Raw genomic sequence first — 20169 nt, forward strand, 5'->3', positions numbered from 1 at the left:
TCCTTTCCACAGATTTTTCATGTAATCTTTTCAAAGAAATTATTTACGAGCTTGTAAGGATTGAAAGTCAGTCAATTCAATTCCAAGTTCCTTAATCTTTGCTTTTATTCTAGGATCGATTAGAATTTTGGTTACATCGCTCCTATCTTCACGAACATTTCTATAACCTTCATGGCCCACATTTTCCATTTCACTCACATCAAGGCCAGGATGCTCCACAAAGAGATAAACTTCATTTTCCTTTAATTCCTCTAGCGCCTTTAAAAACGCTTGGATTTTGTCTTCCACGTTTGCTTTACTTTTCAGATCTAGGTTTGGGAACATCTTGAATTCATAATCCATATCTTGAAGGAGGTTATACTCTTTAGACAGTCTAACCAACATAGCTTTTACTTCATCATTCCAATTTCCACAGCCCATATGGGTGGAAATATGGGAAATGCGTGGAAGCATCTTTTTCGCCAATTCAATCTGCGCACGAAACTCTGCCTCAATTTCAGCTAATTTCCATTGATGCTCCTGAATGGATGCATTTGGAACTTTTGGATTCGGATAAATGAAAGAGAAAAAATTTCCATACTCATCAACCAAACTTTTTGCTGCAGTTAAGGGTCGCCACTTGCAATTTTCCCATTCACTGGTAATCATCAGGTGTACTCCGACATCCAGTTTTGGATTTTCATTTAGCATTTTAACAGCTTCAGGAGCCCAAGGGCAATTTACCATCAATTCTACAGAGGTTGTTATCCCATTTTTGTAGGTTTCAATAATGGCAAGGTTAGCCGCATTAAAAGATCCGATATCATCCGATCTCACAATTAATTGAGGTGGCTCTTGAGCAAACAATGGAATGGATAGGATGCTGAACAATAATAAAAGGCTTAATTTTCGAAAATTTGGATTTACGGACATAATCAGTGTTAGTTTTGAATTTGGTTGCCGAATACAGGTCCAAGCTTTTGGCCCACATTCATAATAAATTTAAAAAATTAAGCTAAGATGTTCAAAGTAATTTGGAACCAAAAAACGAATAATATTTGATCAAATAAACTTCAGAACAGAAAAAAAATGGCTTAAAAAAATATTTTAGCTTACTGTATTTCAATTCCTTACAGAAATATATTTCGGAAGTAATCATTATTTTCAGAAATAAGTGTAACATTCTTTTTGAAATCATATCTAAAGGAAAACAAGAAGAATTACTTATGAACTTGAAAAACATTTTAATAGCCGTTATCGCCTTTGTAGCATTGGTTTCAACAGCAGATGGACAAACAAAAGAAAATAGTTTCAGAGTAGAAAAAATAGGGAATGGAAAGCAAAATATCTTATTCATACCTGGTTTTGCATCTTCAGGAGATGTCTGGAAAGAAACTATTGAAGGCTTAGGTGATGATTACACCTATTATGTACTGACTATGCCTGGCTTCGCCTCAGTTCCTGCTCAAACTGACCCTACATTTAAAGGATGGAGGGATGAAATCATCAATTTTATTAAAACAGATAATATAAATAACCCAATAATCATTGGACACAGTATGGGTGGCGGATTGGCCATGTCTATTGCTGCTGCGGAACCTAAATTAATAAGTAAAATAGTGGTTGTAGATGCAGTTCCATGTCTAGCAGCGTTAAGTGATCCAAATTTTAAATCAAATCCTAACTATGATTGTTCTCCAATGGTCAACCAAATTAAATCATTAAGTGACGAGCAGTTTAGAGCTATGCAGAAACAAGGAATGGCAGGTATGGTACAGGATACAAGTAAACAGAATTTAATTGTAGATTGGTCTATGAAATCAGATAGGGCAACTTTTGGGAAGATGTTTTGTGATTTCAGTAATACTGACTTAAGAGATGAGATAAAAACCATAGAATGTCCTGCATTAATTTTACTTGAAAGTTCCTTTATCCGTATTAAGCCTGCCATAGAGCAACAATATTCAAATTTGAAAACTGCTGATCTAAGCTATGCTGATCATAGTTTGCACTTTATTATGTATGATGCAAAGGATTGGTATATGCAACAAGTCCAAAACTTTCTTAAATAATGGATTTCAACAAATTATATGAAGAATATTGGAACAAGATCTATCGCTTGTGCATGGGTTATATAAATGACCATGATCAAGCCAAGGATTTGGCTCAAGAAACTTTCATAACAGTTTGGGAGAAGCTCTCTACATTTAGGAATGAGGCCAGCATAGGGACTTGGATATTTAGGATAGCCACGAATACTTGCTTAAGTCAAATCAAAAAAAATGAAAAACTTTCCAAAGCCGAGATACTGGTAGCTGATGAAGACAATGACAATCCTGAATTAGACCAGGAAATAAAACTATTATATCAATTTATTTCAGAACTCGCAGAATTAGATCGGATCATTATTTCATTAGAACTGGAAGGAATCAAACAACAGGAAATTTCTAAGATCGTTGGTTTATCAGATGCCAATATCAGGGTAAAAATCCATAGAATTAAAGAAAAGTTAAATACAAAATTTAAAAATCATGGCAAATAAAGAGTTTGATCTATCACAGATATGGCAGAAACAGCCTATTATTTCTCCAGATTTGACTGATTTAACAAACCGGATTTCTGGATATAAAAGAGAATCGATGAAGAAGAAATGGGTATCTAATATCACCCTAGGATTAACTGCAGTTTTTATACTGTCGATTTGGTTTCTCTATGAGGCAAAAACCATATATCCGAAAGTTGGGATGTCGTTTATTATACTTGCGATTTCACTGTCATTAATTAAGTTTAATCTATTTTATAGCACTTTTAAGCACCTGAATAAGGGTCAGGATAACCGAGCCTATTTAAACTCTTTGCTCAGTATCCAAGAGAAACAAAAGAGTATCCAAACGGGTTTTATGAATCTTTATTTTGTGTTGCTAACGATCGGTATGATATTTTACCTCTATGAATTCAGTTTGAGAATGAGCAATACAATGGCGATTATAAGCTATGCTTTGACTTTAGGTTGGATTGCTTTTGTTTGGGTGTTTTTAAAACCTAGGATCGTAAAAAAGCAAAACAAGGAATTGGAAGGGTTTATTAACTCGATTCATAAAATCATTGAGTCAGAAAAGGTATAGCAAAACAAAAAGCCCTGCAGAAATTCTCTGCAGGGCTTTTTTATTATGGTCTATTTTATTTCTTTCCGAAAAGTCTTGAAAAGAATCCTCTTTTTTGTTGTGCAGAATAGCCATAGCCATAGCCGTAGCCATAACCACCGTATCCATATCCGCCATAACCATAAGGGTTATTCCCGAATTTCACACCATTTAATAGGATTGCCATATTTGTCAATGCTGAAGAATCATAGATCTTCTGAACATCTGGCAATTGCCTTCTATCCATTTTGCCCGCACGCACCACAAATATAGTAACGTCGGTAATTCTATTAACGATATCAGCATCAGCAACGATTCCTAGAGGAACATTATCTACAATAATATAGTCATAACGTTCTTTAAGTTCAGCGATTAATTGATCAAGGCGTTCGCTCAATAAAAGCTCTACCGGGTTCGGTGCAATCACACCAATTGGAACGATATCTATTTCAGAATCCGTTCTATCTTTATAAATGATCTCATCGACCGTAACAGAGCTATCTGATAAGTAATGAGTCACACCAATTGGCATTGGGAATTTGGTGATATTACTTAAAGTACCCTTTCTAAGGTCTAAATCCACCAATACCACTTTCTTTTTCAAGAAGGTCATACTAACCCCTAAATTGATTACAGAGAAGGTCTTACCAGCACCAACATTGAATGAGGTAAAGGTCACGACCTTTTGCTTTTTATCACCAGAGGACATAAAGCTCAAGTTGGTTCTGAAAATCCTAAATGCTTCAGTAACCTCATCCACGCCTTGTTCTTTAATAACGATATCACTCTTAGCGGTTTTCATTTCTGTGGAGAAAGGAATTTCAGCCAAGAAAGGAACACTTACAGCATCTTCAATATCCTTACGGTTTCTAACCTTGGTGTTCAACAATAACATCAACAACAATATTGCTGCTGGAACTGCGATACCAATTGCAACACCGATAGCTACTTTTTTCAATTTGCTAGGATAAAAAGGAAGATTTGAACCCGATGCAGAGTCAATTACGCGGATATTATCATCAGTCATTGCTCTATTGATAGCATTTTCTTCACGTTTGTTCAACAAGAAAATATAAAGCTCTTCAATAACCTTTTGTTGACGTTCAGCAGATAACATAATCCTTTGTTTTGAAGGAAGGCTTTTTGCTTTACCAATAGCGGCATTCTCTTCATCCTTCATGTTGCTCATCCTGATCCTAAAACCGGAAATTACATTATCTATCGCTCTTGCAATATTCTGCCTAACTTGGCTTAAGGCGTTGTTTAAGTCTTGGACAATTGGGTTTTCTGAGCTGTTTCCGCTCATTAAGCGGTTTCTTCTCAACAATAATGTGTTGTATTCAGAAATAATTCCTTCAATATTATTATCAACCAAGCCAGTATTACTTGGAATTAGATCATCAACCCGGCTAGGATCACTCAATCTTTGGCGCATAATTTCCACTAACTTCATTTGAGTTTCCAATTCCTTGCTGGAGCTTTGGTAGGTCCTTGATTCGGTCCAATATTGTTCCCCAGCGGATTTCACATCTAAACCTTGGTTCTGGGTTTTCATTCCTTCAAGACTGGATTCAACTGAACTAAGTTCCTTTTCAATAATCACGATCCTATCGTTGATAAAATCTGCAGTATTATTTGCTACAGTCTTTTTATCCTCAATAGTCATTTGATTATATACCTCAATCAATTTTGTGATCATATCTTCCGCTCTCAACGGGGATGCATCTTCCAAAGTCATCTGAAGAATTTCTACATCTTCCATTTGAAGGATCTTTAAATTACCCAAGAAATAACTAACCATAGACTCAATAGGGTTTTTGGTTATCGTAATTTGTTCAGATAAGTTAACGCGATATGATTTGTCGGAATTGGCTGAAATAATCAAATTTCCGACAGGGGTTTTGACTTCCGAGTTAAGTTTAACCGTAATTGTTTTATCTGGGTCTGAATTTGAAAATGAAGATAATTCAACCTGATTATTGCCTTTATATTTCAAGTTAAATGAAAATCCTGATTGCGGAGCTGCATTCCTAAAACGAACAATAAACGGTGATGTTTTATAAAGCTCTACTGACCTTAACCCTTCCTTTCTAGAATAACTGATATCAGCGTTCAAAAGACTAATGGTATTTCGCATTAATTCTTGAGATCTAAGCTGAAGGATTTCAGAATTAACATTTACCATGTTGTAAAAGTTATTTGGTCTGGTTATCCTAGAGGCACTCATGGAATTGGTGGCTGTTTTAATCATTACAGTTTGGTCCTTTTTATATAAAAATGGAGTTTTACTGTATTGGTAATAAAAATATCCACCAAAGATCAAGATCGATAATAAGAACCATTTCCAGTTCCCTAAAAGATATCGCAAGATATCTAATACATAAAGAGATTGATCTTGTTTACCTTTTCCTTGAAAAGATTTATTCATTGAATGATTAACCATTAATTTCTTAGTTTCTATTAAATAATGCTAAAAGGCTTACTCCTAATGTTAACAAACCGGTTGCAAAACCTACATATCTCCAAGTAAGGTCTTCTCGAGGAGAAGGAACAGCAGATTTAGGTTTGACATAAACGATATCATTCTGTTTCAAGTAAAAGGTTGGAGAATCAAATAGATTAACATCTTCAATATTACTTGTATACATTTTTCTATAACCGTTTTCTTCTCGGATTACAGTAATGGCATCAGTCAACGCATTTGTTGTTAGACCTCCACTACGGGTAATTGCTTCTAGAATAGAAATCTGACCATCTGGAACATTTAAAATACCAACCGAAGCAACTTCACCCATCATCATTACTTTGATGTTTAGAAGCTCAATTCTTACTAGAGGGGAATTGATCAAATTTTCATTGACTAATCTATCTAAAATGAATTTCTTTAGTTCTTCAACAGTTTTGCCTTCGGCTTGAATGATACCTAAGACAGGGAAGTCGATATTACCATTTTTATCCACTAAATATCCTTTTTCAGTTGGAGCTCCAGTTCCGGAAGTTGAAATTTCACCTTTATCACCTACATTATAAATGCCACCATCAGGGTTGAAAGGTGCTGCCAATTCAGGAGTCTTTGAACTGATAATAATGCTCAATCTATCATACTTCTGAATCTTTAAGGTTGGAATTTCCTGCATAGGATATTCAGAACCTGGAACCATATTTTCAAGGTAAGTTACCTTTTTAGAAACAACGCATGAGCTAAGTACAAACAAAGTCAATGCAAACAGGCTGATAATTAATCTATTCATTTTCAAGTTTATTTACTTTTTTAATTTCATTTAAGCATAGTTTGGCTGCATCCGGATTTGGGAGGCAATTTAATTGTCCAACATTAGTTCGCTGGATAATGTTTTCCAGTATGTTAACCATGGCAGAAAAAATATTGGAATTCCATCTGATTGCAGTAAAACTTGGCAATAGAGCCAACAAGGATTCTACACCTTTGCTTTTCCATACCATTTGGTTTTCTTTCGCTTGTGTTAATCTTACGATTGACATTAATTTCCGCTTTTTATTAATATAGCAAGCTGTTTTCCCACTCCATGGCGTTCCATAAATATAGACTTCGTCGCCCTCGATTCTAACAGCTGGGTTATCATCATTTAACAGTTGAAAACCTTCATTGGTGCTTATCCACAATCTACTATGGGTACTTTTCCCAGTTCCGCTTTTCCCTAAAAAGGATACAGCATACTCTCCATTTTCCACTACGGATGAATGGATCAAAGCTGTATTATTTGAAAGAACTCTCTGGCCAAATGCAACCATTATCAGCCAGCTTAAAATATTGGAGTCATACAACTCCTGTTTTTTTATATGAATTTTGGAGAATCTAAATTCTTTATCGCTTACCATTCTCCAAATCTCAGTGTCTTTAGCATTCGCATTTTCCACAGAGGTGATATACTTTTGTTCTGTTTCTTCAAATTTGAATCTATCACCCCAAATGATTGAAACATCACTCAAAAGCTTGGCATTTGTCAGATCAATATCAGTCGGTTCCAAAACGATTTCAATATTCACTATGGCTTCTGCACCTTGTTCAACAGGAACCTCAAAATCAATAAATGAAGATAAACTACTTTGAATATCAATAGAATCATCATAAACGACCCTAATTAAATTCTCAGCAACTAAATAGTCCACTGTTTTCATTATTTCCTTCAAAAAAATATAATTACTGCATATAAACTGATTGACTACACTTTTCAGCCAATTTTAAGTCGTGTGTTACAAAAATGACAATTTTGTTTTTCGCTGCACTCATCAACCTCTCTATTAATAGTTCTGCTGTTTTATGATCTAAAGCCGACGTTACTTCATCAAATAACCAAATACTGTTTTCTTTCATTAATGCTCTTGCCAATGCAATGCGCTGTGCTTGTCCTTCAGAGAGACCATATCCTGACTCTCCTATTATTGTATCTAAACCGTCGGGTAGTTCATAGACAAATTCAGAACAACTGAGGTACAAGACTTCATATAGCTTTTCAGGGTTGACATTTTCAGTATCCGTCAGGATATTTTCCTTGATGGTACCAGAAAACAATTTATCTCCTTGAGGAACATAAGCTATATTCACTCGGTGATTATGGTTTATGGAGTAGGTTTTTAAACCAGTTTCCACATAGATTTCACCTTTATTGGGCTGGATAACAGCCAACAATAACCTGATTAATGTGGTTTTCCCTTTACCGCTGGATCCAATGATTGCAGTTGGTTCTCCTTTTTTCACCTTCAAGTTAAAATCATCAATCACTAAATTGTCTTCATATTTAAAGCTTAAGTTTTTGATGATCAATTCATAAGGATCTTTAATAAATTCAGGAGAATATTCTTCTTCCACTTCCGTTTTATAAACCTCCTCAACCCTTTCTGCTGCTGTTCTAAATTTGATAAAAACAGGTATGAAACTCATAAGGAGTAATAATGGACCTTGAATCCTTCCGACTAATTGAAGAAATGCGGTCATCATCCCAAATGTGATTTCATCGGTTCTCAATTTATATACACCCCAAACAAAAGTTAAAAGGAATCCGATATTGATAAGTAACTTCAAAGAACTCTGTGAAATCGTTGAAAAATTCAACATTTTCAATTTTAAATCATATATGTTCGCTTGGCTCTCCTCGACTTTTTGCCATCTAAAATTTTGGAGTCCCAAGGCTCTTAAAACCATTCTAAATCTCAAGTTTTCTTGCACTACCTTACCCAAATTTGATTCTGCTTTTTTCAAGGACCTATTGATAAACCTCAGCTTCTTGAAATAAATTTTGGTAAAAATGAACAATGGTGAAATTGCCAGTATCAATAAAGCGAGCATAGGGTCCATAGACCATAACAGCGCAAAAGAGGCCAGTAATTTGATAACGGTGATCAGAAAAGAGATAAATGAGAACCCAATCATCTGAACGATTTCATTGGCATCATTATTTATCCTAATCTGCATATCCCCCGTATGCCAATTTTTAATTACTTTCCATTTTGACAACATCTGGATCTTGATCAATCTATTTTGAACTTCAATGAGCATTTTTGCTCTTGTTTTTTCATTGACCCAAGATCCCCAAGCTTTAACAATAAGTCCAAGAACGATAAAAAATACGGTTAAAATAAGCGCTTTATCTACAGAGGCTTTATCCCCGCTGATTGCAAAATCAATCGCATGTTTCGACCAGATAACAAAGTATAAAGAACAAGCGATCCCGATTAACTCTAGGATGAAAAAAACTATCAGTTCATTTTTATGTCCCTTTGCTTGTTCCCAAGCCCACTTTAGCTGATATGTAATTCCTGCAAGCAATACTTTATATTTTGAACCTTGAGTAATATTGCATTATTGGAAACCAAATCGCTTCTGAAGGCGTTACCTTAACATACTTCAAAAAGCTTTTCCATATTCTTCTCTTTTTATTCGCACGACCGCCATTCAAATTGACTTCTTTATCAGCGAAATTTGCATTATGAAAACCAAAATTTCCGGACACTAAAATATCCTCCATCATCCAATCTGCATTCAGATTTGTTGTCAGATTATAGGGAAGGTTAGATTCTTCTAATCCCAAATATTTCACCAACAAATGGTGTAACATATCTATCCAATTCTTTATCCCCAGTTTGGAATAAATCTCTTTTAGATTTTTACTCCTTAACTCCTCTTTATAATGAGCATAAATTCTAGCAGAATCACATAATTGTCGAATTCCTATACCGTAGGAAAGCAGGTGTTTCAGAATATGAGAATTTGCTTGAATAATAGTTTCTAATGCTGACGGTAATTTAATTTTAGTGTTTTCAATATTTAATGTCGTAAAGTTATTGACCTCATCCAATCTGATTTTTTCCAATGTTTTTTGAACGAAGGGATTATGTATATCAAACATGTTTTGATGATGTTCGACTTCAAATCCTTCGAAATTATACTCGGAACTAAATCCAGGCATAGAATTGATCTCTAATCCTTTTTCGTTAATAATATTAAATGCTTTGGTATAAGATGTTTTGTCTTCAAAAAATAGATCAATATCACCGCATACCCTTCTAGAAGGATTGTCATAGCACATAGCGAGACCTTGGCCTTTTAGCAATATGCTGTTGACATGATGACCTAGGAAAACTGAATGTAACTTAATGATGATCTCATTCATTCTTTCATTCCTTTGCGCATGCTTTTCAACACGGACCGCCCAATTCAACAATAAGCTTTTACTTGGTTGATATTTAGGCTCTAATTTTTGAATCCCGTCAAATACGATACATTCTACGGTTTGATTTATACTAATTTTATAAATTTCTTCCCATTCCCGGTTAGTTAAAGGAAATAACTCAGTATCTAAATTAGCATTTTTCCACAATCCAGATTTAAGTAATAAAAAAAATATATTAATAATCCTGTTTTTTAGCATTACTTTAATCTCTGATTAAACCTCCTTTTACAAAGGTTTGGATTAGCTTTTTAGCATCATTTAAAGCAATCTCCTCTTGAACATCATAATTTTCCAACAAAATCTGGGAAACGGTTTCTTCAGTAAATTCTTTACCTTGTAACTCTTCCCATAAAAATGCAGCAGTTTCATTAAGCGTAAAAACTTTAGACATATCAATCATATCCTGTCCTGGATCGATGATGATAAAGTCATTACCTAATTTCCGTAACTGCAAATCATTTCTCAATTTCATTTTTCAACTATTAAATTTACTTAAGAGGTATCTCAATGGCCTTAAATAGTACCATAATATCCCTAACTTCTTATTATACCAAGAATTAACATGAAGTTCTTTTCGATCCCTATATCCGTTCATCACGATTGCTAAAACATCATTTTTTAGGATAATTTCCTTTTGATAGAGATTTCCATCGCCGGCTAAGATTAATGTATCATCTTTCATTCCAACGAGTCGATGTAAAACAATTTTACCTTCATGTTTGGCTAAAAGAATATCACCTATATTAACATTATTATCAATGGGTTGTTTGATTGCAACTTGATCTGCATGCCTCAAAAAAGGCAACATACTGTTTCCAGAAACATTAAATTTCACTGTTTTTCCAAGGTTTAGATCTTCTTGGATTAAATTGAAAAATAATTGATTTGGAACCTTATGGCTCTTTGCATTCATGTTTTCGTCCATTAATCAATATTTTTTTAGGTTAAATAATGATAATTTAGCAAGAAAGAATAAGAACAACGAAAGAATCGTAAGAAAATTTGTTGAACGTCAATAAAAAGCATCTTCTACGATTTTGCGCTAAATTAGGTATTGGCAATATTAGGCTAAAATCTTATTATATATTTGTAAACATTTATCTACCATTTTTTGTCGCGTAAAATGCTCAAAATAGCGTTTTTTCGCTCCTTCCGATAAATTTTTGTAGACATCTTCATTGGTCAAGATTGTGAGGAATGAATCGGCCAAAGAGCGCTCATCCTCAATTTCTACCGTCAATCCCGAAACCCCATTTTGGTTTACCCAACTAACTCCAGATTCGGGAATTCTCGTTGAAACAATTGGTTTTCCATAGCCCATTGCTTCGATTTGAACAATTGCAAAAGCTTCCGTTTTCAAGATTGAACTTAAACAGAACAGATCACAGGCCTGGTAATATCCCACTACCTCTTCATCAGTCATGAACCCTAATAATTTCACTTTTGATTCCAATCCATTTTCGACAATCAGGGCTTCCAAATCTTCTTTTAATGGCCCCTTTCCACCGATGACAATTTGGTAACTGTCATCCAAGTATTTAGCGGATTTAATTAGATATTCGTATCCTTTATACTCAACTAATCGACCTAATGAAAAAATTATCTTCTTATTTGGATATTCCCCTTTAATCTTTTCAACCAAAGGAGATAACTCAGGATCTACATCGACACCGATGGGAATAAAATCCACCTTTGATTGAACCACTTTAAGAAATTTAGATTGCTCTACATAAATCGGGGTTGTTCCGACAACAACATCTGCCCTTTTAATTAACCAATCTTGAAGAGGTTTATATAAACGCAATAAGGTTTTCTGCTTTAATATATCACTATGCCAATGAAGTACTACTTTCCCTTTATAATTTGACAGGTACAGAGCCAGAGCAGCCATTGGGTCGGGATGATGTACATGAATGACATCATAATTCCTGCCAATCTTCCGCAGTTTAGTGATCATCTTAGGGGCTAATTTGGTCGCTGCAGCATTGATTTGAGTGGCAACAACAAAAAGGGTAGCGAACTTATTTAAATGGATTGTGGCTTCTGGATGGTCTTCTGTAGAAGCACATAGCATATCGCAATGAACCCCTTGATTTGATAAACCAAGCATCAAATCGTATTCAACCTTTTCAACTCCTCCTCTGATTGGATAAAACTTCCCTAATTGTAGAACTTTCATATTGGTAAACTGTATGGCGTTTATTTTAGTAAAACATTAAATAATTCTTCCCAATTGTCTGCTTTCGGTTCATCAAGCGGAATAACAGGTTGTTGTTTTAGGGATGAATAGTTTCCTTTGATCAATTTGGCCATCAAATCGGCTAATTCTCTTGGATTATCTGGATTGAAAAATGCGGTCAACTTACTACCTTCTGCCGTTTCATGGGCATAAGGTAAATCAGCTAAAAGCATGGGCTTATCATATTTCTTAAATTCGGAAATCGGTAGACCCCAAGACTCAACTTTGGAAGAGTATATGAGGCAATTTGTCTTTCCATAAAGCTCTAACAATTGTGTCCTTGGGATAAAGCCCATGAATTCAATATTCTTAACACTCCCCCATTTTTTAAACAACCAATCAGCATATTTATTTTCATTACCTTTTACTGTAATAATAGCCTTGAAGTTTTTTATTCCATGATCCTCCGTCAGTATCCTTGAGGCTTCACAGATGACTTCAAAGTTCTTATGGCTATTTGGCGATCCTGCGAATAAAAAAGAATAATCAGCATCCGAACTTTGATCAGAGATTTCTATAGGAGTATCAGCAATTTTAGGCCTGGTAACTATAATTTTCTTAGGATCGATATTGAACATTTTGCTTAATCCCCTTCTGAACCAATCCTGTTGAACAACCAAATAATCATTTTTATGGATATTGGTCCTATAAATCAGTTTGGTAAAGATCGCGAACATTGCAATTTTTGGTGCAAAAACCAAATCGTGCATTTTCCATTTATAAAAGGAAAATGAGTTGTGACAATAGACCGCTCTTTTTTCCGCAATGACCGAGGGACTGGTATCATGTAAACCAAACCAAAGCTCGACTGGTCCTATTTCTTTAGAAATCTTATTTAAAGAGACGTATTCATACCAAAGCCTATTTACCCATCTTTTCTTGGGCCATTGGGTCTCGATGTATTCAATGTTTGGGAAATCCGTTAATTCTCGCTTATACACAATAGCTACAACTCGGTATCCATGCTTTTCAGCATAGCCAGACAAGAATTTTAAGCAATCTTGGAGAATAGCCAAGGTGCCAGCTTCCACTAAATTTACGGCAGATATAACAATAGTTTTCATTAGCGATTATTCAAAGAATCGTTAAACAATTGAATCCATTTTTCCATCACCATAGCTTCAGAAAAATTGTTTGACATTTCAAAGGCTTGCTGCCCCATTGAATCTCTTAATTCAGGATCTCTGATAAGGGTCAAAATTTTATTTGCCATACCTACTTTATCTCCTTCCTCTAACAAATAACCGTTTTTACCTTCCTGAATAATATCCTTAGGTCCACATTTGCAGGTATAGGAAATCAGGGGTAATCCAGAAGCTTGACCTTCTAATAAGGCCATTGGCAATCCTTCATATCTGGAGGTCATAGCAATCATGGAACTGGACAAATATTGCTTGTCAATATCTCGAACTGGTTCTTTAAGGATTAATGTATCCTCTAGTCCTAGTTTATTAATTTGATTCTGTAAATTTTCTCGTTCAGGTCCTTTACCAAAAATATTTAGTTTCCAATCCGGTTCTTCTTGATGGACTAACTTCCAAACATCAACCAGATCTTCAAATCTTTTTTGATAATCATAACGGCCAACAGCAATGACATTTTTGGAATCTAATTGACTTCTTTGCGCTACTGGAAAGCTATTCGCATTTGGAATCACGACAATATTGGGAAGATCTCCCCAATATGATTTATCTTCTTGAGTTAAAACTACGAACTTATCAAACTTTTGAACTGTCCTAAGATCTTTATTGCTTCTATATTTATCAATAAGTTTCCAAAGCCCTTTCCGTCCATATTGCAACCTTTTAAATCTTGAAAAATGTATTTCCACAATTTTCTTACTGCCATCATTTATATCCGGCAAGAGGCCAACTTCATGGTCAAAAAGAGAAACACAGATATCAGGTTGGATTTCCGATAATTTTTCAGCTAGTAATTTTTTATGTAAAGCTTGTTTTCGGGGGTAGTCAAAAATCTTTTTTAAAAGACCGGAACTATTATTTTCAGTATAATTTATTCCTAAATCAATTTGTTTTATAGAAGCATTTAAATCAAAATATGGTTTTCGATTTTTCTGATCAGTGGTAATAATGCTGATATCATGGCCGAGTTTTGCAAGATAATTGGTTTTATTAGCCAATACTCGCTCCATACCTCCAGAGTTAAATGTACCTAGGATGCAATACGCTATCTTCATAAACTTCTTCTTTTTCAGCTATATCTTCTGTGACCTTTAATGAATCGATGCAATAAAAAACCGCGTATATAAAAAAGATGTCCGTGGCAACTTTAAACCAAATAATAAAGGTTAAGACCAACAAAATCAAAAAGAACATCCAATATTCAGGGTGTCTTTTCATAAACACCAATGCATTAACCACAAATAAGAGTGCAAAAACAGAAAAGCCAATTAACCCACTATAAAGGATAAAGCGGCAATAACCTATATCAGTACCATAAACAAAGTTGTCAAAAAGACCAGAACCTATTAACCAAGTCTTCTGATCCTCAGGCCATACCCACATTTCTCTATTTAATTTATCTGTAGAATCGGTTCTCCATTCCCCTTTTTCAACGTAATTAAAGAATCCTTCAAAGGCAAATCGCATTTGATCGTAGAACTCAATGTTGGTATTATAAAGATAAATTGATATTCCAATTGCTACGGCCAGGAATAACCCAAACAATAGGCTTAATTTTCCTGAATACTGTTTGATTGCTTTTCTGAAAACAGATGAACCAAATAATAAATAACCTAAAGAAGCTCCTAAACCCAAAATAGTAGTTCTAGAGATGGCATTTCCAATAATTGCGATAAAGAAAAAGGAGATTAATAACAAACTAATAGACCATGCATTATTCCTAACTTTTTCATCATTATTTAGGACAGCAGTAATCATCAGTAAAACTATTGTAAACCTTACTCCCGCTGGGTCTAAAGCAGCACCAATACCATAAAGCCTTTCTACTTCATCGAAGAATTCTTGACCTTGAGATACATAGCTGTCAACAAATTGCTTAAAACTAGGAATATTATCAATCATTAATGCAGCAGCACATTGAAAAACACAAACCGCCGTTACATAATATGTAACTAACTTAAAGTCAACTTTTCCATGAACAATTTTGATCATTGAACAAATTGCATAGGCTCCAAAATACCAGACGGCAAAACTCAGAATGTAAGAAGCGTAAGCATAATCGGTCGTTTTATTAATGTCGGTAGAATAATAGCAGATAAATGAAAACAACAATGCTAAAATAACGGATAATAAAAATCCCTTTGAGATTTTTATTTCCCTTACAGTCAACCAATTCATACCAGCGAACATTACCCCAAGGACAGCAAGGACCATTTTGGTATTTAGACTTGGAAGGAAAGTAAAAGCTATCGGGAAGAGGAAAAAACTCACCGATACACCTAGAATTATATAAAGCAAAAATCGAATCATAAAGTACAATGATTATTTATACAATATCCCGTAAACAATTTTTAAAACTACTTTATTATAGATTTTAACAAGCCAAAATTGCTTTTTGACTGCCGCTAATTGCAAAAGTCTAGTACGCAAAGGAAGAGCTGTGTTTTCCATTACATATGGATTGGCCTCTGGAAACCAGTTTAACCACTTTTCATATTGAGAGACTTTTTCAGAAATTAATAATGGTAGTTTTATATTTAATTTTAAATAATACATTAAGTTACCTAACTTATCTGATATTACACTGCTTTTTAAATAGTTTTCAACTTCAGATACGTTTGCAGTTACTTGCTCAATATGGCTATCTGAATAGGTTTTAGTTAATGAAGCAGTGTTACTTTGACCGTAATGATAAAAATACCGATCTAAATAGGCTACTTTTTCAGCATTAGAGAACAATTTGATTGCAACCATTAAATCCTCTCCCATGTTCTTGCCTTCCATAAACCTAATATTGTTTTCAACAAATAACTTTGTTTTGAATAAAAACAACCAAAGGTTCCACCGCATGGTTCCCCTCATCATCTTTTCAATAGCATCTAGTGGGGTTTCAAAATTTGGTTGCTTCATCTTTCTTTCATTTTTCTCAAATGTCAGGTACCAACTAAAACCCAGAATATCGAGATTATTTTTCTCTGATTGGTTTATTGACAACTCCAAAGCATCGGGATCTATTTCATCATCAGCATCCACAAAATAAATGTACTCACCCCTTACAACGTCTAAACCAGAATTTCTAGCAGCTGCAACTCCCCTATTAACTTCATGATTAATAATTTCAATTTCAAACTGAGATTGTGCTTTGAACTTTTCCAAAACTTCTAAGCTTTTGTCAGTACTACAATCATTGATGAAAATTATTTGTACTTCTTTGTATGTCTGGGAGGATAAGGATTCCAAACATATATGCAAAGTTTTCTCTGCATTATATACTGGAACAATTATCGAAATTAGTGGTTTTCTTTCCATTATAAAGTTGCTACAAAACTAAGCTTTATTTGACTGAACATGTTGTAGAATTTTATCCACAACATTGATACTCTTAGCATTAAACTTTCTCGCAAACAATTTATCAGAATGCATTAAACACTCAAAATCAGCAATTTCCCAGTCTATGATCACATTATTTTCCCATCGAATCTCCCGCATACAGCCTTTTCCCTCATCCTTATAATCAAAAACTTTATTCTTGAAAACAGAATTCCAACAAATAGTTTGAACAACAATTTCATCACAACAAAAACTGTTTTTATATGTACTTAGTATTTTATTCTTCTTTGTCAAAATTAGCTTTACTAAGCCATCCGAAATACTTAGCCATTGTGTTCCTTTTTTGAAATCAACATTTTTATTCCTTTTAAAACCAGTAAGTTCTTGAATTTTAATTACACCAGCCCTAATCACTCTTTTCAATTGATTGGTAAGTCCAGCATCTGACCGAAATGAACTTGAAAACAAATGAATCCTTCTAACTTTCCGATCAATTTCTTCATTAATATCTCTAGTATAAAATCCAATAAACTCTTTACCATGGTTTGCTTGGAAAAATTCATGGATATAATCCTGCGACTTTAATGGCATATCAACCCCTGATAATAAATGGTAATATTGGTATGCTTCATTTTTTGAAGCCATCTCAAATAGATTTAATTCAGCTTCAACCACAGTCACATCTCCCCATTTAACATCTACCCGGTTTTCCAGAATAAATAATTTCGCAAATTTAACGGCTAAATTTGGCAACTCTTTGACTTTTGCATCGAAATGGATATAAATATCATTTCTAACATCATCAATAGATTCGACAAGTCTATTTAAAACATCAAACTCATTATGAGCTAATATTAGGTATGCATGTTTCATAATTAGGACTTAATTCTATCCAAAATCTTTTCAACTATTTGAATATGAGATGAGCTAAATTTCCTTGCAAATAAGCAATTAGATTGTAATACTAATTCTACATCTTCATCTGAAAAAACTCTTGCATTTGCCCCTTTAAACTCTTGAAATAATAACTTATTTGAATAAATTATCATAAAGTTCAATTCCGAATAAGATAGTTCTGTTGGGATAAACAATTCATCTCCACACATAGTAAATTTATACCTTTTTAAAATTTCTTTTTTCCTTTCTAAAATATATATAACTGCGGCTTCCGAAATGCTGACCCAATTTGAGGCCTTAGAAAATTTTCTGTCCTTATTTATCCTCAACTTGGAAATCTTTTGAAATTTTATTCCTATTCGTCTCAAGATTTGAATAAATCTATTATCATTAAATCTCTTCATAAAAGGATTTATCATATTTCCCTTTTCTTCTAATTCGCCATTATATTGTGATAACGGAGTGAAAACTTGATGGTTAGGATATGAATCGAAAAAAAAATGAAAGTCATCTTGGTTTACTAGAGTTAAGTGAACACCGGAAATCATGTGGTAAAAAGAGTAGGAACCATTATTTTTTGCAAGATCAAAAAGTGCTAGTTCAGCTTCAATTTGAGTTATGTCACCCCAACGAACATTAATGCGTTTATCATCTTGAACAAAAAACAACCTAGATTTTTGACAACTTAATTTTGGCATTATTTTTACCTTTTTATCAAGATGTATAAACAGGTCATTTCGACAATCGTCCAATTGTTTTAGGAGAATAGATAAAATTTCAAAATCTTGATGAGCAATGATTAAAAAAGCATGTTTCATTTTGCTCTCGATTTTAATTTTCTATATAGGTTTTGAGAAAAAATTATGCACTTTTTCCCAATTCCAGTCTTATAAATTTTATAAAAGAAAAATACTTTTTTATTCTTTTTCCAGATTTCCTTAATGTTTTCTGGCAACAAAAGAAACATATCCCACCATAAATCAAATTTTACAGTGAATTCATTCCAAGGTTTTCCTCCTGTATAATGAACAGTTCCATTTCTTTGAACATTATCCCAATCCGACTTTGAATACCTCCTTAAAAATTCAGGCATAAATTGTGGTAAAAAAAATGTTCTAATACTGTTATAAATAGGATTTAATCCTAACACTCTTCCTTTACAAATAACATTCAAAACATCTTGATCAGGAAACTGTAAATAAGGCACTTTCAACGCTTCAATAAATCTTTGAGACATGCTATCCTTTCGCATTAATTCCAAATTCATTATTAAAAAACCAGAATTAAAATAATAACCAGGCTCACAACCGATTTTTTTTAAATAAGAAATTTGATAATCAAGAGCGGCTTCGTATACAGCTGCAACATAATTCTGATCTAATTCAATTTCCTCATACAATTTCCCCAAATCATTTTTTACAATGACATCGCAATCTATATAAATTATTTTGTCATATTCCTTTAATATTTCTGGAAGTAATAATCTGTAAGAGGCAGCAATAGTATATCTTTCATCTACATATACTCCTTCTAATGCACCTTCTAAATTAACATAGGAAAAACTCATCCTATCAGGGTAAAAGTTAGATAATAATTCCAAGTATTTATCTGGAAGATTTTTCGTTAATAAACATTTTACTTCGAAATGATACCTTTCATCTGAACTTTTTAAAATTGACAATAGACAAGTTACTGCTGGAATAAAGTAATTCTCCGTAAATGCGACTACTATTGGAATGGAATATTTCATTTAATTACTTATTTTTTAAACAATTTATCTATAAAAAAACGAACATACATCATATTTTTATCTTTACGGTTAGCTAATTCACATTCTTCAATTTTAAATATTTGTCTAAATGGCAAAAACTTAACTGCTCCATTATAATAATCATAAATGCATTTTCTATACAAAGTATCCCAGTTTATTTGATTTAAGCAAAATTTTTCAATGTCATTGCAAGGAGGGAGATAAGAAATTGCTTTAATTTTATTAAAAAGTTTTGTAGTAGCTTCAATTTTAACAGGCATTTTAGAATTATCACTAGATAAATGAATTTGGGAGAAACGAAAACAGAATAACATTTCTTTATAATTGGCAAGTCCATTTTTTGCTAATAAGAAAACTGTTATTATATCAGTGCCAAAGGCAAATGGTTGTTGAATAAATTGAATAGATCTAATAGCCTCAGTTTTCATAATATAATTTGCCATACAAACTGTAAAACCTCCATTAAGCCAAGCATACACAAATTCAATTTGACTACAATTTTCTTCTAATATTCCATCAATCCCTATAGTCTCACCTTCTTCATTTATCAATTTTACCCTTGATCTAATAATATCAACTTTCGGATATTTTGAAATCAACTTCATACCTGTAGAAAGAAAAGTTTTATCATAAATATCATCATCAGAAGCTAGTACTAAATAATCGCCATTTGCATACTCTAAACATTTATTCCATTGTTTTACCAAATCATTTCCACCAATATTTTCCTGATTTCTATAATATTTAATTCTTTCATCTTTAAATTTCGAAACTATTTCAAAAAGATTTTCTGGAGAATTATCATCAATAATAACCAATTCAAAATCAGAATAATCCTGATTAAGTATACTTTCAATAGCAAGGTTTAAAAATTTGGATTTATATGCTGGTAATATAAATGATATTAACATTTTTTTTAATTTTTCGTTTTTAAATTGTTAAAACTACTCACACAAGT

Annotated in this window: 20 protein-coding genes; 3 read left to right on the plus strand and 17 right to left on the minus strand. The window is 33.4% G+C overall.

Going from position 1 to position 20169, the window contains the following annotated elements:
* Nucleotides 1-39 precede the first annotated feature (39 nt).
* Nucleotides 40-912, minus strand: a complete 873-nt coding sequence (locus CKW03_RS11480) for a ChbG/HpnK family deacetylase (RefSeq protein ID WP_093096993.1) — start codon at nucleotides 910-912, stop codon at nucleotides 40-42.
* 293 nt (nucleotides 913-1205) lie between these two features.
* Here CKW03_RS11480 and CKW03_RS11485 point away from each other — a divergent pair, with 293 nt between their 5' ends.
* Genes CKW03_RS11485 through CKW03_RS11495 form a run of 3 tightly spaced genes read left to right on the plus strand, consistent with a single transcriptional unit; the run spans nucleotide 1206 to nucleotide 3104 of the window.
* Nucleotides 1206-2051 (plus strand): alpha/beta fold hydrolase, encoded by an 846-nt coding sequence (locus CKW03_RS11485; protein ID WP_197700929.1) that lies wholly within the window; start codon nucleotides 1206-1208, stop codon nucleotides 2049-2051.
* A complete protein-coding gene (locus CKW03_RS11490; RefSeq protein WP_093096996.1) occupies nucleotides 2051-2521 on the plus strand; it encodes an RNA polymerase sigma factor in 471 nt (156 codons plus the stop codon). The genes CKW03_RS11485 and CKW03_RS11490 overlap by 1 nt, the downstream gene beginning before the upstream one ends.
* Nucleotides 2511-3104 carry a hypothetical protein gene (locus CKW03_RS11495; RefSeq protein WP_093096999.1) on the plus strand — a complete coding sequence of 198 codons (594 nt, stop codon included), beginning with the start codon at nucleotides 2511-2513 and terminating at the stop codon, nucleotides 3102-3104. Before CKW03_RS11490 ends, CKW03_RS11495 begins: the two co-directional genes overlap by 11 nt.
* A 55-nt stretch (nucleotides 3105-3159) precedes the next feature.
* On the opposite strand, the gene CKW03_RS11500 is transcribed toward CKW03_RS11495, so the two are convergent.
* The 16 genes from CKW03_RS11500 to CKW03_RS11575 all read right to left on the minus strand — a co-directional run bounded on the left by CKW03_RS11500 (nucleotide 3160) and on the right by CKW03_RS11575 (nucleotide 20122).
* Nucleotides 3160-5550 (minus strand): GumC family protein, encoded by a 2391-nt coding sequence (locus CKW03_RS11500; RefSeq protein ID WP_236736465.1) that lies wholly within the window; start codon nucleotides 5548-5550, stop codon nucleotides 3160-3162.
* Nucleotides 5551-5572: 22 nt separating this feature from the next.
* The gene (locus CKW03_RS11505; RefSeq protein WP_093097004.1) at nucleotides 5573-6373 is read right to left on the minus strand and encodes a polysaccharide biosynthesis/export family protein; all 801 of its coding nucleotides are present in this window, start codon (nucleotides 6371-6373) and stop codon (nucleotides 5573-5575) included.
* Nucleotides 6366-7280: a hypothetical protein gene (locus CKW03_RS11510; RefSeq protein WP_093097007.1), complete on the minus strand. Its 915-nt coding sequence runs from the start codon at nucleotides 7278-7280 to the stop codon at nucleotides 6366-6368. Before CKW03_RS11510 ends, CKW03_RS11505 begins: the two co-directional genes overlap by 8 nt.
* Before the next feature lie 22 nt (nucleotides 7281-7302).
* The gene (locus tag CKW03_RS11515; RefSeq protein WP_093097009.1) at nucleotides 7303-8928 is read right to left on the minus strand and encodes an ABC transporter ATP-binding protein; all 1626 of its coding nucleotides are present in this window, start codon (nucleotides 8926-8928) and stop codon (nucleotides 7303-7305) included.
* A gap of 4 nt (nucleotides 8929-8932) precedes the next feature.
* Nucleotides 8933-10030, minus strand: a complete 1098-nt coding sequence (locus CKW03_RS11520) for a nucleotidyltransferase domain-containing protein (RefSeq protein WP_093097012.1) — start codon at nucleotides 10028-10030, stop codon at nucleotides 8933-8935.
* Nucleotides 10031-10034: 4 nt separating this feature from the next.
* Nucleotides 10035-10304 carry a PqqD family protein gene (locus tag CKW03_RS11525; protein ID WP_093097015.1) on the minus strand — a complete coding sequence of 90 codons (270 nt, stop codon included), beginning with the start codon at nucleotides 10302-10304 and terminating at the stop codon, nucleotides 10035-10037.
* A gap of 3 nt (nucleotides 10305-10307) precedes the next feature.
* Nucleotides 10308-10757: a S24 family peptidase gene (locus CKW03_RS11530; protein ID WP_093097018.1), complete on the minus strand. Its 450-nt coding sequence runs from the start codon at nucleotides 10755-10757 to the stop codon at nucleotides 10308-10310.
* Nucleotides 10758-10895: 138 nt separating this feature from the next.
* A complete protein-coding gene (locus CKW03_RS11535; RefSeq protein ID WP_093097021.1) occupies nucleotides 10896-12011 on the minus strand; it encodes a glycosyltransferase in 1116 nt (371 codons plus the stop codon).
* Nucleotides 12012-12031: 20 nt separating this feature from the next.
* On the minus strand, nucleotides 12032-13135 hold the full coding sequence (locus CKW03_RS11540; protein WP_093097025.1) for a glycosyltransferase family 4 protein: 1104 nt from the start codon (nucleotides 13133-13135) through the stop codon (nucleotides 12032-12034).
* Nucleotides 13135-14223, minus strand: coding sequence for a glycosyltransferase family 4 protein (locus CKW03_RS11545; RefSeq protein WP_236736466.1), 1089 nt, complete (start codon nucleotides 14221-14223; stop codon nucleotides 13135-13137). Before CKW03_RS11545 ends, CKW03_RS11540 begins: the two co-directional genes overlap by 1 nt.
* A 10-nt stretch (nucleotides 14224-14233) precedes the next feature.
* The gene (locus tag CKW03_RS11550; protein WP_197700930.1) at nucleotides 14234-15427 is read right to left on the minus strand and encodes a hypothetical protein; all 1194 of its coding nucleotides are present in this window, start codon (nucleotides 15425-15427) and stop codon (nucleotides 14234-14236) included.
* A 108-nt stretch (nucleotides 15428-15535) separates the two neighbouring features.
* Nucleotides 15536-16522 (minus strand): glycosyltransferase family 2 protein, encoded by a 987-nt coding sequence (locus CKW03_RS11555; protein WP_093097033.1) that lies wholly within the window; start codon nucleotides 16520-16522, stop codon nucleotides 15536-15538.
* An 18-nt stretch (nucleotides 16523-16540) separates the two neighbouring features.
* On the minus strand, nucleotides 16541-17416 hold the full coding sequence (locus tag CKW03_RS11560) for a beta-1,6-N-acetylglucosaminyltransferase (protein WP_093097035.1): 876 nt from the start codon (nucleotides 17414-17416) through the stop codon (nucleotides 16541-16543).
* A 2-nt stretch (nucleotides 17417-17418) separates the two neighbouring features.
* Nucleotides 17419-18258 (minus strand): beta-1,6-N-acetylglucosaminyltransferase, encoded by an 840-nt coding sequence (locus tag CKW03_RS11565; protein ID WP_093097038.1) that lies wholly within the window; start codon nucleotides 18256-18258, stop codon nucleotides 17419-17421.
* Entirely contained in the window at nucleotides 18255-19190 is a 936-nt protein-coding gene (locus tag CKW03_RS11570) for a glycosyltransferase family 8 protein (protein ID WP_093097041.1), read from the minus strand. Before CKW03_RS11570 ends, CKW03_RS11565 begins: the two co-directional genes overlap by 4 nt.
* Before the next feature lie 8 nt (nucleotides 19191-19198).
* On the minus strand, nucleotides 19199-20122 hold the full coding sequence (locus CKW03_RS11575; RefSeq protein ID WP_093097043.1) for a glycosyltransferase family 2 protein: 924 nt from the start codon (nucleotides 20120-20122) through the stop codon (nucleotides 19199-19201).
* Between the last annotated feature and the right edge of the window lie 47 nt (nucleotides 20123-20169).

It is taken from the genome of Sphingobacterium mizutaii, from assembly GCF_900187125.1.
Lineage (GTDB): Bacteria > Bacteroidota > Bacteroidia > Sphingobacteriales > Sphingobacteriaceae > Sphingobacterium > Sphingobacterium mizutaii.